The organism is Colwellia psychrerythraea (genome assembly GCF_000764185.1).
Lineage (GTDB): Bacteria > Pseudomonadota > Gammaproteobacteria > Enterobacterales > Alteromonadaceae > Colwellia > Colwellia psychrerythraea_B.
Map to the genome: position 1 here is coordinate 36282 of NZ_JQEC01000016.1, position 16200 is coordinate 52481.

Annotated in this window: 13 protein-coding genes; 10 read left to right on the plus strand and 3 right to left on the minus strand. The window is 38.3% G+C overall.

Going from position 1 to position 16200, the window contains the following annotated elements; genetic code table 11:
• Window positions 1–21: 21 nt before the first annotated feature.
• The 3 genes from tssK to tagH form a co-directional block, all read right to left on the minus strand.
• Window positions 22–1356 carry a type VI secretion system baseplate subunit TssK gene (gene tssK, locus GAB14E_RS14755; RefSeq protein ID WP_033081732.1) on the minus strand — a complete coding sequence of 445 codons (1335 nt, stop codon included), beginning with the start codon at window positions 1354–1356 and terminating at the stop codon, window positions 22–24.
• Window positions 1357–1520: 164 nt separating this feature from the next.
• Window positions 1521–2015 (minus strand): type VI secretion system lipoprotein TssJ, encoded by a 495-nt coding sequence (gene tssJ / locus GAB14E_RS14750; RefSeq protein WP_033081733.1) that lies wholly within the window; start codon window positions 2013–2015, stop codon window positions 1521–1523.
• 24 nt (window positions 2016–2039) lie between these two features.
• The gene (gene tagH, locus GAB14E_RS14745; RefSeq protein ID WP_033081734.1) at window positions 2040–3776 is read right to left on the minus strand and encodes a type VI secretion system-associated FHA domain protein TagH; all 1737 of its coding nucleotides are present in this window, start codon (window positions 3774–3776) and stop codon (window positions 2040–2042) included.
• A gap of 519 nt (window positions 3777–4295) precedes the next feature.
• Here tagH and tssA point away from each other — a divergent pair.
• The 10 genes from tssA (at window position 4296) to tssH (ending at window position 16099) form a co-directional block, all read left to right on the plus strand.
• Complete coding sequence (tssA, locus tag GAB14E_RS14740; protein ID WP_033081735.1) at window positions 4296–5420, plus strand: type VI secretion system protein TssA; 1125 nt, start codon at window positions 4296–4298, stop codon at window positions 5418–5420.
• A gap of 90 nt (window positions 5421–5510) precedes the next feature.
• Window positions 5511–6032: a type VI secretion system contractile sheath small subunit gene (gene tssB / locus GAB14E_RS14735; protein ID WP_033081736.1), complete on the plus strand. Its 522-nt coding sequence runs from the start codon at window positions 5511–5513 to the stop codon at window positions 6030–6032.
• Complete coding sequence (gene tssC, locus GAB14E_RS14730) at window positions 6032–7522, plus strand: type VI secretion system contractile sheath large subunit (RefSeq protein ID WP_033081737.1); 1491 nt, start codon at window positions 6032–6034, stop codon at window positions 7520–7522. The genes tssB and tssC (GAB14E_RS14730) overlap by 1 nt, the downstream gene beginning before the upstream one ends.
• 255 nt (window positions 7523–7777) lie before the next feature.
• A complete protein-coding gene (gene tssC, locus GAB14E_RS14725; RefSeq protein WP_197061177.1) occupies window positions 7778–9298 on the plus strand; it encodes a type VI secretion system contractile sheath large subunit in 1521 nt (506 codons plus the stop codon).
• Window positions 9299–9300: 2 nt separating this feature from the next.
• Entirely contained in the window at window positions 9301–9789 is a 489-nt protein-coding gene (gene tssE, locus GAB14E_RS14720) for a type VI secretion system baseplate subunit TssE (protein WP_033081739.1), read from the plus strand.
• A 2-nt stretch (window positions 9790–9791) separates the two neighbouring features.
• Window positions 9792–9929 carry a hypothetical protein gene (locus GAB14E_RS24800; RefSeq protein ID WP_156115696.1) on the plus strand — a complete coding sequence of 46 codons (138 nt, stop codon included), beginning with the start codon at window positions 9792–9794 and terminating at the stop codon, window positions 9927–9929.
• Between the two features lie 2 nt (window positions 9930–9931).
• Window positions 9932–11767, plus strand: coding sequence for a type VI secretion system baseplate subunit TssF (tssF, locus tag GAB14E_RS14715; protein WP_033081740.1), 1836 nt, complete (start codon window positions 9932–9934; stop codon window positions 11765–11767).
• Window positions 11731–12891, plus strand: a complete 1161-nt coding sequence (locus GAB14E_RS14710; protein WP_033081741.1) for a type VI secretion system baseplate subunit TssG — start codon at window positions 11731–11733, stop codon at window positions 12889–12891. Before tssF ends, GAB14E_RS14710 begins: the two co-directional genes overlap by 37 nt.
• A 4-nt stretch (window positions 12892–12895) precedes the next feature.
• Complete coding sequence (locus GAB14E_RS14705) at window positions 12896–13336, plus strand: hypothetical protein (protein ID WP_033081742.1); 441 nt, start codon at window positions 12896–12898, stop codon at window positions 13334–13336.
• 69 nt (window positions 13337–13405) lie between these two features.
• Window positions 13406–16099, plus strand: a complete 2694-nt coding sequence (gene tssH, locus GAB14E_RS14700) for a type VI secretion system ATPase TssH (protein ID WP_081967770.1) — start codon at window positions 13406–13408, stop codon at window positions 16097–16099.
• The last annotated feature ends 101 nt before the right edge of the window (window positions 16100–16200 follow it).

The following is a 16200-nucleotide window of genomic DNA, read 5'->3' on the forward strand; positions in this document are numbered from 1 at the left end:
CATTCCTTTGAGGTAAGTGAATTATTGGCGTATAGACCAGAGTTCAAGTTCTAATTCTGGATAGTCGGCACCAATATGGAAGGCAAAGCCACCTGAATGACTAAGCTCTTTCCAGAAGTCATTGTTACGTTCAAGTTCAAAGTAACAATAACCTGCATGATAAGGGATTTGTCTTGGCGCAACGGGTAAAGGTTTCAATGGAATGCCTGGCATTGCTGCATTGACTAACTGGCGAATTCGCTCAACAGGTCCCACTTTAACGGTTGCTGGGAACTGATTACGTAAATTATTTTCTGGTATTGCCGCGCGTACAGCCAAAACAAATACGCCTGTGCTCAATAAACTTCTATCGGTGATTTGCGCAACACGAATACCGAATTTCTTCTCAACCAGAGGCATTGAAACGGCAGTTTGCTCATAAACCATGCTTAAACATTGTCTTAATGAGCTCATTACCGGGGTAAAAGTTTGCTGTAAATTACCATGTAAATACGCAGAAAATCTTGGTGGTCTTTTGTTTTCTGTAACAAAGGTAGAAAACTCACCAACCATTTGCACTAACTCTGTATATAACTCAAGCGGGTGTAATGTTTGTAGTTTTGATAAGTGTTCAGCCAACGGCTCTAGTCGGTTAATCATCTGCAGCATCATATAATCTGCAACTTCTGCAGTGCCGCCTCGTTGAGTATCAGCTAAGCGGCCAGCAATTGACTCACCGCGGTGATGCAATAAACCAACAAGTTCAGTTAAAAAGCCTGATAGCTTTGGAATTGTAGAGCAATCAAGACAAGAGGCAATAAAATTGTCATCAAGTAAAACGTTTTTATCCTCTCTAGTTTCAACTATTTTAAACAAACCTATGGTGGCATAACCGCTTAAATCATCTGAGCCCAATAACAACCGTAATCTAGGTTTTCCCACGGCAATATCTAATGATTCACCGCCATCAAAAGAAACATCTCTTATGGCCTGCTTTGATGAATAATAACGTGCTAACCCTTGTGTTTCATCATTGGATAAAATCTCAAGTGCACCGGGACGTTTTACAGGGATAGCAAGGTAAACAATTTGGTTGGTGGTATTTTCAGGAACTTCAAACACATCAGGGCGGTCGTTATGATCTGGAAAACTAAATGGCGTACCATCAGGAAAAATACCAGACGATCTAATCAGAGAGATTTTTCCTAACTTTAACAGATCTTGATCTAGGTCTAGTTGGTTGACCCCCCAAGCATATGCTCCCATAGCAGAACATTTTCCTTGAATATATTTTTCTAGGTAACGCTCCTGTTGCTGGAAGTGATGGGGATTTAAAAACATCCCTTCTGACCAAACTACTTTACTATCTAGTGACATAAAATCCTGCTATTTTTATTATTATTCCATTTACTATATTAAGTCTGCACTTGTGACTTATTATTTACTATTCAAGTGAGGTTAATACACGTTAATTTTTTCAATACAATACTTTAAAATGATTACTTCTAGGTGATAACTTTAAGGCTATTACTTTAAGGCCATTATTTTAAGATAATCATCTTATTTTCAATGAGCTGTACTTTGGCCGTTGAACTCACAATGTTGGTTTCTGCCACAGGGATAATCACTTTATATTTGGCATCTTCATATTGAAGAAACTCAGCATATAAACCAATATATTTAGTACCTTTGCTTAAGACAAACCTTGCAGATATATCTTCGTTTGGCTGAATTGGCTTTAACGACTGCTGGGTAATCATTGTTTTACCTAATACGTCTGCATCTCTTTCATATAAGTCGATAAAATTTGCATTTTCAAACGCCTTAGTGGATTTTAACTCATACATTCTAACAATGAGTGGTGACGATACTTTGTTGTCATCTGGGTTGACATTTTTATCTACCACAAAGCTCAGTTTTAGATCGGTATCAAGGTCAAGTAAACCGCCAACCTTACTATTAACTGAGGTACATGAAGCAAGTGATAATGCCATTGCGGCAATGCATAATATTTTACTTATAGTAAATCTTTTCATTATTAGTTCCGTAATATTCGGTAATTAGTTAATAGATTCATCTTCAGGGCTATCATTTGGCGAAAACCTTTCGCTGATTAATCGCTGCATTTGATCTTCGTAGGCTTGAACAAAATCATAACCAAATAGATGTTGAAACGAATCATCAAGATTTTCAGTCAAGCCCTGGTGGTATTCTTTATAAGCTGCCCAACGTTTACTTTTTTGCCCTAAGCTTAACAGACTTGAGCTTTTATATTTCTCAAAACGACTCTCTAAATTGTTTGGGTCAAATCGCTCTATCATGCCCCTAAATGCGGCTTGCATACCGGCAATTACCGCCACCTGATGTTCAGCAATACCTTGAAAACCTTCTTTTACTGCATCCACTGGCGACTTGTAAGCATTATTCTCTTTGATAAACATATTTTCCATGGCATCGTCAATATTGGCAGAGAATTTTAATGGGTTGTTTTCAACAGATTGAATCGTAGTAACATTGATTCGAAATTCTTCTTTAATTTTCTTTCTAAACTTTAATACTCGCATCATGCCTTGCATAGTTTCACGCATTAAAAGCCCAACGGTATCATTTATTTGCGCTACTTTCTTATCATCTAAATTCCACTTACCAAGACCCATGGCATTAACAACACTTTGTGTTTCATTGCTTGTACCTACAGGTGAATTAGGTGATATCGCAGCTGACTGTGCTTGTATTAACTGTTGCTTTAATTGTTCAACTTCTAGTTGCAGTTGTTTATTCTTTAATTCCAACTGCGCATATTCAGCATCAGTTCGTTGGCCCGTTTGTAGAGCTACCGCTGGGGTTTCATTACTTGGCGTTTGTATTATTTGCTGTGCCGGTTGCTGTGCTGCTTGTTGAACTACGGGCGCTTGCATTGACGGCGGTTGAACAGAAGCTTGCTGTATAGGCGCTTCGTAAGCAGGGACATGTGCGGTTGCCATAACTTCAGGCACAGCAATTGACGGAGTAAAATCTGAAAGTAAATCATCATCATCCCAATCATCAGGAATTAAACTTGTGTCTTGATTCGCCGTAGGCCAGCTAATTGAATCTGTGGCAGCATTGCCACTATCAATTGAGGTACTGGTGGTCGCAGCAAAATTATCTGCACTGCTCTTGCTTTCAGGTAAACCACCTTGAGCGAAACCGTCTTGGGCAAAATTATCAAAACCACTTAGTGGTTGTGCGAAAGGATCATTCGACGATTGGGCATTATCTAATAATTCAAGTGGATCAATTTGTTCCGCATCAAAAGCTGACAGAGGATTACTGACTGAACTACTCTGATTGATACCAGAAGCAAAGGGATCATTACCTATAGACCCTAACGACATAAAATCATCTTGCCCTGCTGCTGGTGCACTAACATCAGCGAAATCTGCAAAAGGATCGCTAGCATTGCTATTCGGAAAAACATCCTCATTAGCCATCGAGCTTGAAATCTTAGCAATAAATTCGTAATCGCTAATGGTAAATTGATCACCATCGTTTAAGTTTATTTGATTACCATTACCAATGGGCTCAGATGCACCATTAAAGAAAGTACCATTTGTGCTTAAATCGGTGAGAAAATATTGTTCAGCTATACAAGCTATTTTGGCATGTACTGATGACATGTATTTATTAGGATCATCTAATATCCAAAGGTTGTCGCTGCCGCGTCCTAGCGTTCCACCAGAGTCTGGAAATGTGTGGCTTGATTTGCCTACATCTACATTGCTTGGTGAGTTAATAATGGTTATTTCAATTGCCATAAAATCATTCCCTGATAAAAGGAACCTCATCATCATTAATCAAAGAACATCATGTTCTTACTGTTATTCGTTAATTTTACCAGTCAATTTCTGCCCTAAACCCTATAATTTCACAGAGAAAGGCATATAAGAGACAAGCCCTGTATTCATAGGGTTTAGCGCCTATTCAGAATGAAACATTCTAGAAAAACAACCGATAAATAGGCCTGCCATGTTACAGCTGATTAATACTAAAAGCTATTAAAATTAACATGATTCAGTTAATGTTTACCTTAATCATTAACTGAGCAAATATCACACTAAAAGCAGTCTAAAATGGCCTGTTGTTTTCTTTTTTTATTTATTAAAACGAGCTATTTTATTTTATCAGGTAAAGCTGTAACGCTTAGTTAACTATGTAATCAGACTGTTAATAAATTATTTAGCGATTCTATTGCAAATAAAGCCATTCCATAATAATCTTCTCTGACAGAAGGAATACAAAATAATAAAAATAATAATACGGAGATTACAGATTTAATGCCCTCACCTGCTCTAATTGATATTTCATCCCTACTCACACCTATTGAAGGTGAGATTAGCGTTGGTAATGACCCTCGACTTGATACTGCTTATTCTTCAGATTACTCACAAATAAAAGATGCTCGTCGTGCAGCCCGTGATGCTGAACGTAACAACATGTTTGATGGTGATAACACCGAAGCGAATGAGCATTGGGGTAAGATATACTCATTAGCCCCTAAGTTTATAGCCACTCAGGCTAAAGATATCGAAATTGCCTGCTGGCTTACCGAGGCTCTAGTAAGAAAATCTGGTTTTCAAGGCCTTCGAGATGGTTTTACCTTAATCAGGCAGTTAATTGAGACTTATTGGGAGCAAGGTTTATACCCGGTTGAAGATGAAGATGGTATTGAAACTCGTGTTGCCCCTATCGCCGGTTTAAATGGTGAAGGTGCCGATGGTGTAATATTAACACCTATCCGTAACTCATTTATCACCGAAGATGCTGCTTCCGAACCTTACTCTTTTTGGCAATATCAGCAGGCCGTCGATGTTAGTCGCATGTCGGATGAACATAAACAGCAAAACCAAATAGAAAGAAATGGTTTTTCAATGGACAACATTGAAAAAGCTGTGGGTCAATCTTCAAATGAATATTACGCTGATTTATATGATGATATAGAAATATGTATAATCGAATATAAAGCAGTTGATGCTTTGTTAATTGAACTTTGTGGCCGTTCTGAAGCACCACCAACAAGTAAAATAATTGAACTGCTTGAGGGTGCTAAAGGTGCAATCAATCACATAGCAAAAGCTAAATTACCTATTATTTCTGAAATCAGTGATGATAGTGATAGTGATACAGAAGAATTGGATGCACAAGTTAGTAATGCAAAACCAGCACAAGGTAATGCTATTACTGCTGCATTAAACTCACGAGATGATGCATTTAAGCAACTAAATGTTATTGCTGACTATTTTAAGAAAACAGAACCACATTCACCTATATCATTTATGTTAACAAAAACAGTGAGATGGGGGAATATGCCGCTTGAAGAATTGATGAAAGAGTTAATTCCTGATTCATCTTCAAGAGATACCTATAGCTCTCTTACCGGAGTAAGTGTTGACGACGATTAATATTTTTTCATTGCATTAGCTGCCAAAACTTATACGATGATGAAAAGTTATTGTGAACAATCAAATTAATTTTTATACACGGAGAAAAACATGAGTGAAAGTATTCATAACAAACTAAAAAGAGTAAGGAAACCTCGCGTACACATTACTTATGATGTGGAAACTAATGGCGCTGTAGCTAAAAAGGAATTACCTTTTGTTATGGGTGTTATGGGTGATTACTCTGGTGATAATACCAAAGATAAAAAAGCATTAAAAGACAGAAAATTTTCACAAATAGACCGTGACAACTTTAACGACATCATGGCAAAAACCGCGCCTAAGTTAAATTTAAAAGTAGAAAATACTTTAGCTGCTGATGGTAGTGAAATGGCGGTTGATCTTAGCTTTAATCATATGGAAGACTTTGAACCACATAAAATTGTAGAGCAAGTTGAACCACTTAAGAAACTACTACAAACCCGTGACCGATTACGTGATTTATTAAGTAAAGCAGATCGCTCTGAAGAGTTAGAAGACCTTTTAGAGAACATTCTAAATAATACTGAAGCGTTATCTACTTTATCTGGTGAACTTGGTGTTAATGGCGATAATAATGAAGGAGATAAGTAATGTCTACTGAAGAAACTTTATCCAACCAAGCAGAAGCTGGTGATGTAGTAGAACTGAGCTTTTTAGAGCAAGCAATCACAGCAACTAAGCAAACACCAAGAGATGAAACCGAAGCATTGTTGAAAACGCTTACTCAAGAAGCGATGAACGGTACTGTTTCTTGGGATAAAAGCTTAACGGTAACAATCAACGCAGCAATCGACGCGATTGACGTTGCCCTCTCCACACAGCTTTCTGCGATTATGCAGGAGCAAAAGTTTAATAAACTTGAAGGCTCATGGCGCGGTTTACATCACACTGTGATGAACTCTGAAACGAGCTCGCAATTAAAAATCCGTGTGCTTAACATCAGTAAAAAAGAAATTTATAAAGATCTTGAAAAAGCGGTTGAGTTTGATCAAAGCCAAACGTTTAAAAAGATTTATGAAAGTGAATTCGGTACTGCCGGTGGTGAACCTTATGCTGCATTAATTGGTGATTATGAGTTTTCTTCTCATCCAAATGATGTCGATCTTTTATCAAATATTTCTAACATTGCCGCTGCGGGCTTCTGTCCATTTATTGCGGCAACAGCACCAGAAATGTTTGGTTTTGAATCATTTGCAGAACTTTCTAAGCCTCGTGATTTAGAAAAAATCTTTGACTCGGCAGAATACATCAAATGGCGTGGTTTCCGTGATAGTGATGATTCGCGTTTTGTTACCTTGACTATGCCTCGTGTATTAGCACGTTTACCTTACGGTCAAGATACCAAGCCCATCGAAGCATTTAACTTTGAAGAAGGTTCTCTTGATCAAAATGGCAACCAGCTTCAAGGCTCACATGACAGTTACTGTTGGATGAATGCAGCCTACGCAATGGGCGCTACATTAGCGAAGTCTTTCGCTGAATATGGTTGGTGTACAAGTATTCGTGGCGCTGAAGGTGGCGGTAAAGTAGAAGGTCTTCCAAGTCATACTTTTGTTAGTGATGATGGTGATATTGATCAACAGTGTCCTACCGAAATAGGTATTACCGATCGCCGTGAAGCAGAACTGAGTAAATTAGGCTTTTTACCCCTTTGTCATTATAAAAACACTGATTACGCGGTATTTTTTGGTGCACAAACAACTCAAAAACCTAAAGTTTTTGATGATCCAGATGTAACAGCTAACTATGCCATATCAGCTCGTTTACCATACATTATGGCAACTGCACGTATTGCACATTTCTTGAAAGTTATGGGCCGCGATAAAATTGGTTCGTTTATAGAAGCTTCTGAAGCTGAAGAATGGTTGAACAAGTGGATTAACAGTTATGTAAATAACAGTTCTGATGCAAGTGCTGAAATGAAAGCACAATATCCATTACGTGAAGCAAAAGTAGAAGTTAAAGAAGTTCCAGGTCAACCAGGTTCTTATAGTGCCATTGCACATTTATGTCCGTGGTTACAAATGGAAGAATTAAGTGCTTCCCTTAGACTAGTAGCGAAAATTCCAAAAGCTAGCTAGTTGACCATCGCAGTGTAATACCTCTGACTTATATTTGTCTAAGGTATTACCTGCAATTATTCAGGGAATAAATAATGAAGCAGGCTGCTGTTTTTGCCAAAAACACTAATACATTAATGACGCTTGCTTTATTTATGCAATCGTCATTTTGTTTTACTGTGCTAAGACAACAATTGCTTAGGTTATTTATTTCCTTATTTCACCAACCTAGAAAGCAGCTTTACACGTTTACTATATTACCAAGTAAAACGTAACGTGGCCTATTCCCCTGTACTTATGAGCAAACCAAAATCGACTCTGCTTGATACTACGCTTCTTGATTCGGTATTAGAGCAACCTACTTATATTACCCATTTAACTCAGCTTCTCGATGAAAAAGACGACAGTAAAGCCCTGCAGTATTGCATTGAACACTTTGTCGATAAAAGTAAGCTAACGTCTGCTAAAACAGTCCGTAATGCCTTACTCAGGATTGTGGCTGACCTAGATGAGCAAATAAATGAGCAAGTAAATAAAATCATTCATCAACCAAGACTGCAGAAATTAGAAGCATCTTGGCGCGGCTTATGGCTATTAGTGAAACAAGCTGAAGGTTACCGTAGTATCAAGATAAAAATGCTTAATATGGCCTGGACTGAAGTGGTTAAAGACATCAGTAAAGCCATGGAGTTTGATCAAAGTCAGCTATTTCAAAAAATTTATAGCGAAGAGTACGGTACGCCAGGTGGTGAGCCTTACGGTGCTATTATTGGTGATTATGAAATCAGCCATCGAATAAGCAAAGCACACCCGACTGACGACATTTCAACCTTAGCTGGCATAGCGCAAATTGCTGCCGCGTCTTTTTCACCTTTTATCGCCTCGGCGTCAAGTGATTTATTTGGCTTGGATGATTTTTCTGGCCTTGGTTTACCTATCGATTTTGATAAAGTTTTTAGCCAAACAGAATACATAAAATGGAATACCTTAAGAAAATCTGCTGATACCCGCTTTATTGGTTTAGCGTTACCAAAAATATTGATGCGTCGTCCATATCAAACGACGATGGGTAGTTATAAAGGTATTAACTTTTGCGAAAAGAGTTCTCGAAATGGTGAAAATAACCTATGGGGAAATGCCTGTTACGCCTTCGGCTGTATATTAATTAGAGAGTTTGCTGATATTGGTTGGTTTGGCCATATTCGTGGCGCGCCAAGAAATCAGCTCTCAGGTGGTATTTTTAAAGAATTGGCTGTTGATAGCCACGCAACAGATAGTAATGATATTGCAGTTAAACCGACTACTGACGTTATTATCACTGACGGTACTGAAAAAAACATTAGTGAATTAGGTTTTATTCCCCTTTGCCAAGGATATTTATCACCCTACACAACCTTTTATAACAATCAGTCAATACATAAACATCAAAAATACAATACCTTAGATGCAACTACTAACGCTAAGATATCGTCAATGTTACAGCATGTTTTATGTGGCGCGAGAATTTCTCATTTTATTAAGCTGATGGTTAGAGATAAAATTGGTTCTTTTGTTAGCGCAGAAAAGTGTGAGGATCACATCCGACAATGGTTAATGAAATACACTACAGGTAGTGAAGATCTTGATTGGGAAGAACAAGCAAAATACCCTTTAAAAGAGGGTTATGTCCGGGTGAAAGAACACCCCAATAAACCCGGCCATTTTTTATGTGTTATCCATATACAGCCACATTACCAGCTAGACCAAATGGTTTCAGAGCTGGAGTTAGTCACTGAACTAGCATCTTTTAGGAAATAACGATGGCACGTATTGATAAAGACAAAAAATTACGACCTTCAATTTTAGATAGATTATTTGATGATGAACCTCATAATCAAATAGAGCAAAAAATGGAGCATCACCAAGTATTAAAACAATTGCGCAGCAGTATTCGTAGAGATTTAGAACAGCTATTAAATACCCGCTTTCATTTGATACAACCGAGCAGTGATTTGGTCGAAGTTGAAAAATCACTTTTCAATTATGGTTTGCCCGACCTTGCCACGGTTAACATTATGGATATTGAACGACGTAAGAAGTTTATCAGCCATTTAGAAAGTACTTTGAAAAGTTATGAGCCTAGATTTAAGTCGGTTAGAGTTTCTTTTATAGAGAACTCCGAGAGCATAGATCGCACCTTACGCTTTCGTATTGATACTGTTATTTATGCCGACCCATTGCCAGAAGTTGTTGTATACGACTCTATGCTTGACTCTGTTACCCGCTCGGTAAGCGTTAAGGAACTTTAACTATGTCTAATGAGCTACAGCGTTGCCCAACACTACCTGACGTTATTGTTTATGATTTCTTTATTAACTCAATATTCGACTCTGTTACTCGCGCTCTTATTCACACGCTTACACCTTCAGTAAACGTAAAGGAAGTTTAATTATGTCTGACGAGCTACTGCCATTTTATGAAAAAGAATTGGTGTATATACGCCAACTCGGTGCTGAGTTCTCTAAAGAACACCCTAAAATAGCCTCACGTTTAGGTATTAATAATGACACCATTGAAGACCCACATGTTTCACGTTTAATTGAAAGCTTTGCCTTTTTAAATGCTCGAATTCAGCATAAGCTTGATGATGACTTTCCCGAGATAAGTGATGCCCTACTAGGTACTTTGTACCCGCATTATCAGCGCCCTATTCCGGCCATGTCTATTGTGCAGTTTGTTGCCGATAAAGAGCAGCTTGACTCAAATTACACCATAGCAAGCGGGACTTTATTAGAAACAACACAGTTTCAAGGTGAGAATTGCCGTTTTACCACCAGTTATGAAATCCCTTTATTACCCATTGAAGTAACCTCTGCCAGTTTAATGGCTAAGCCTTTTTTCACGCCAGGCTCTGCAAATATTAGAGGTGCAGATAGTGTGCTTAAAATTTCCCTTAAAACCTTTTCTAAAGATATAAATTTTGCCGATCTAGAGATTGATAAACTACGTTTTTATCTTAAAGGCCAAGCGCAACATATAAACCCGCTGTATGAAATGTTACTCAATGATTGTAACCGTACTTTTATGGCGACTTCTGAGCAAGATACTCAGCCCGTTGACTTAGGCATGAAAGCAATTCAATCGGTGGGATTTTCAACAAGTGAAGGTATGTTGCCATACCCAGATTCCTCTTTTATAGGCTACCGGTTATTAACAGAATATTTTGCCTTCCCTGAAAAATTCATGTTTATTGATATTGTAGGCGTTGCTAAAAAATTAGTAGAGCATGATGGTGATACCCTAGACTTTTATATTTACCTCAATAATATGAATGTTGAGCTTGAGCATAATATTTCAAAGTCGACCTTCAACTTAGGTTGTACACCAGTGGTGAATTTATTTGCCCACAGCGCTGACCCAATAAAACTAGAGCATACTCAGCACGAATATAAGGTTACCCCTGATTCGCGCCGCTCAACGGGTTATGAAGTTTATAGTATTGATAATGTAACCGCGTCTTCATATTATGGCGACGATGTCGATTTCCTGCCTTTTTATGGCATGAATCACGAGCAGCAAGAAAATAATTCTCATTCATTTTGGTTTGCCGCACGCCGTAATGCCAAGCTTGATACCTATGATAGAGATGAAGGCACGGATGTATTTTTATCGTTAGTAGATTTATCGTTTAATCCGAATATCCCTGAAGATCGCACTATTACTATTGAAACTACTTGTAGTAATAGAGATTTACCGCAAAAATTACCTTATTCTGTCGGTGAGTCTCAACTACAATGTACCGACAGTGCACCTCCTTGTTCGGCAATACGCTATTTAATGCAGCCAACTGCGGTTATCAGACCGCCACTTCGCGATCATGCAAGGTGGCGTTTAATTTCTCATTTGAATTTGAACTTTTTATCACTTACCGGTGGTAATAATGCCTGTTTGGCCTTAAAAGAAATTCTGCGTTTGTATGACTTTAAAGGCTCAGCAGTTACCCGAACATTGATAGAATCTATTAGTAAAGTAGAAGCAAAATCTATTAGCGCCCCCCTCACAATTGATGGTTATACAGCTATGTGTCGCGGCATCGAAATCACAGTGAACATTGATGATTCGTTATTGAGTGGCAGTAGTGTTTTCCTATTTTCGAGCGTGTTAGAGCACTTTTTTGGCTTATATTGCTCTATAAACTCATTTACTCGATTACTAATAAAAACAAAAAATAAAGAAGGTTATTTTAAGAAATGTCCACCGCGAGCTGGCGAAAAAATACTGCTGTAATAGATACATTAGCTCAGTACCCTTATCAGTTTTCTTTTAAGCAAACTGTTCGGTTGATTGAGCGCAGTAATAACTATAATGATTTGGTTGAAACTTCAGCAATTGCGTCTGTGGGTCGCTTTATGCCGCCACAATCTGAATGCATTCGCTTTACCAGTCGACAATCGTTATCATTTCCTTCAGCTGAAATTTCATCTGTTGAACCCTTGTATCAAGCAAATTCTGAAAATAATCAATGGCGAGTTGAGCTTAACTTTATCGGCTTAACCGGTAGCAATGGTGTCTTGCCTTATCACTACACCGAAACGGTATTGAAACGATTAAAACTTAAAGATAAAACCATTAGTGAGTTTTTTAATTTATTTAACCACAGGGCTGCCTCATTATTTTTTCAATCATCGGTGAAGTACTTTGCGCCACTGCAATATGAAAGAAGCCGACTAGGCAATATCAGTGCAACTGATATTAATAGCCTTCAGGAAAAAAATAGTAATACCAGTAAAAGCAGTAAACCTAAGACGACAACAGATAATTTCACCAAGATGTTATTGGCATTGGTTGGCTTGGGTACCGGCAACCTTACTGACCGCTTATACACTAAAGATGAATCACTGCTGCGTTATGCTGGACTATTAAGTAGCTCTGTACGCACGGCTTCCGGCCTTAAGCAAATTATTGAAAGCCATTTTCAGTTACCGGTAGAAATAAAAGAGTTTGTTGGTCAATGGCAACCTTTAATTGATGATGTTCGAACCAAATTACCAAATAACGGTGCTGCTGGACAAAATAATCAGTTAGGAAAGACGGTTATGTTAGGTAAAAGTGGTTTCTTTGCTCAAGGAAAAATCAATATTATTTTAGGGCCATTAACCGCTAAACAATTAAAAAAATTCACCCCACAAACTCCTCACCTAAAAGCCTTAGATGAGTTTGTTCGGCTGTATTTAGGTTTTGAACACGATTATAGCTTTATCTTAAGAACGTTAAAAAAAGAATTGCCGAGTAAGGTAAGTTTTGCTACTGATAACAAACCCATTTTAGGCTGGACTAGTTGGTTATCGAGCAAATCTATCGATACTAAACACGGCAATGCCGTAGTTGATATACCTATTTCTAGGAGATAAAACTATGATAGATTTTAGCCGTTTTAGTAACAATAAAAATTTACCACTAATGCCCCTTAATTTGGCATTTGTATTGTGTTTTATTACTTTGATTAGCGCCTGTTCAAGCAGTCGGCCCGCCAATGAATTATCTGAGATCACAGTATTGACTCAAGGCGAGAGCATTAAAAAAAGGCCTGAAATGGCAGAAGCCTGCAAAGGATTTTATGTCAGCCCACAAAAATTAAAAGAGTTCTACCAACATGCCGCGCTCACCCATGAAAAACAAGGTAACGGCAATTATAAAGAGCTACCTTGTTATTCTTCAGGCCTAGCTTATATCGCTGATGATGAATTTCATTGGGTGCTGCGCGCTGGCGGTGTTGCTGAGTTTTATAATGGCGAAAAGAGTTTTACCAAAATTTGCGGCGTTTCATGCTGCAACAATGTACAAGGCGTTTGTTAGTACTAACAAACTTATGTAATGAAGTGATATCAAGTGAATTAACATCACTTGAACAAAGAGGGAATAGATATGGTTACAATTGATTTAAAATCATTAGTCGGTAGGTTGAATGAAACCTCTCGTAATGCACTAGAAGGAGCTGCGGGACTGTGTCTTTCACGTACTCATTACAATGTTGAGATTGAGCACTGGTTATTAAAATTATTGGAAGTACCTGATAGCGATATTTTGGCTATTTTTGATAAGTTTGATATTGATCTGGGCAAAATCCATCAAGACTTAAACAGAGAATTGGACCGTATTAAAGGCGGCAATACCAGAGCACCAGCGTTATCTCCAAGCATTGTTGATATCAGCAAAAATGCCTGGATGCTCGCCTCCGTTGAATATGGTCACGGCGTTGCAACGTCTGCGCATATATTAACGGCGTTATTGCTTGATGACAGTATGCGTCAATCAACATCTGCATTATCAGGTGAGTTAAAGAAAATTCAACCAGAGTCACTACGTGAAGTAACTCGTGCTATTGTTGGTACAACTGCTGAGTCACTCTCTAGCGCGATGGGTGATACATCTAATAGCAAGGCGCCAATGCCTGGTGCGCCAAGTAAAACACCATCATTAGATAAGTTCACCGTGAACTTAACTGAAGATGCAAAACAAGGCAAAATCGATGCTATTTTAGGTCGTGATGAAGAAATTCGTCAAATCATTGATATTTTGATTCGTCGTCGTCAAAACAACCCTATTTTAACCGGTGAAGCTGGTGTTGGTAAAACCGCCGTAGTAGAAGGTTTCGCTTTACGTATCGCAGCAGGCGACGTGCCTGATGCACTAAAAGATGTTTGTGTGCGCACGCTCGATTTAGGTTTACTACAAGCCGGTGCTAGTGTTAAAGGTGAATTTGAAAATCGTTTAAAATCAGTGATAGCTGAAGTAAAAGCATCACCCCAACCTATTATCATGTTCATTGATGAAGCACATACCTTAATTGGTGCAGGTGGTAAAGAAGGCCAAGGCGACGCAGCTAATTTATTAAAGCCTGCATTAGCACGTGGTGAGCTACGTACCATAGCCGCAACTACTTGGGCAGAATATAAAAAATATTTTGAACGAGATCCGGCACTAACACGTCGTTTCCAAGTGGTTAAAATTGAAGAGCCCAGTGAAGAAAAAGCCATCAATATGATGCGCGCCATAGCTAACGTATTACAAAACCATCATGGCGTACGTATTATGGATGAAGCGATTGTTGATTCAGTGAAATTATCTAGTCGTTATATTACCTCTCGTCAGCTTCCTGATAAGTCAGTGAGTTTACTTGATACAGCCTGTGCAAGGGTATCATTAAGCCAAAGTGCGACGCCTGAAGCGGTTGAAAATACTCGCCGAAATATTACTCAAGCGAAAACAACAATAAAGTCGTTAGAGCGAGAACAAGCGACATTAGGTAACCATCAAGAAACTATTGCTGAATTAACTGAACAACAAACAGCTTTTACTGAGTTACTTGTTAAGCAAGAAGCTCAATGGAAAAAAGAGTTAGCGGTTGTTACAAAAATTCATGCATTACAGAAAAAAATTGAAGCTACACTGAATGTTCCCGAGAGCACTGATGGGAATGTAAAAGATGATGGTAAGAACAAAACTGAAATATTAACCGCTGACGAAGTCGCTGCAACCAAAGAAGAGTTACATGCTCTTATGGCATCATTAACTGAAATGCAAGGTGATGAGCCTATGATTCAAGTGAATGTAGGCAGTCAAGCCATTGCAGAAGTTGTTGCTAACTGGACTGGTATTCCTGTTGGTAAAATGGTTTCCAACGAAATCAAAGCAATCATGGGTCTAAAAGATATTTTACAAAAACGTATCATTGGTCAAGACCATGCATTAGAAGCTATCGCTGAATGTATTAAAACATCACGTGCCGGCTTAACTGATCCACGTAAACCTATTGGGGTTTTCTTTATGGTAGGCTCAAGTGGTATCGGTAAAACCGAAACCGCACTGGCGCTTGCTGATGAATTATACGGTGGTGAACAAAACATCACTTGCATCAATATGTCAGAGTTCAAAGAAGAGCATAAAGTATCTATGTTGCTTGGCTCTCCTCCTGGTTATGTTGGTTATGGTGAAGGCGGGGTTTTAACCGAAGCTGCTCGTAGAAAACCACACAGTATTATCTTACTTGATGAAATGGAAAAAGCTCATCCTGGCGTACAAGATATTTTCTATAACTTATTTGATAAAGGTACCATCAAAGATGGTGAAGGTCGTGATATCGATTTTAGAAATACCATTATCATTATGACCTCAAATGCCGGTGAAGAGCATATCCGCGCTATTTGTGCACAAAGTGAAGAATTGCCTGATCCTGAAGTATTATTAGATAACTTTAGACCTCAGCTACTGAACTATTTCAAACCAGCATTCCTTGGTCGTACAACCGTAATTCCTTATTACCCTCTGGGTGATGAGAACTTACTGAAGATATGTAAAATCAATATGAATCGCATTGCTAAACGCGTTAAAGAGCACTACAACGCTACCTTTAGTTATGATGAAGAAGTGATGCTGCATATTCTTGCTAGAAGCCAAGAAGTTGATACAGGTGCACGTAATATTGAAAATATTTTAACCCGAACTTTATTACCTGAAATGGCGGTTGAGTGTTTAACTAAGCTCTCTAATAATGAGCAAATATCTCATATCGAGGTAAATGTTAATGAGGAAGGTTTATTTACCTACCAATTAACATAACTGAAATTGAACTAAGACAGAACTAAGGCTCAGTTATGTAAATAACGAGTAAAACATCAACGGCTACGCTAACTAGCGTAGCCGTTGATGCTTATTTTAGC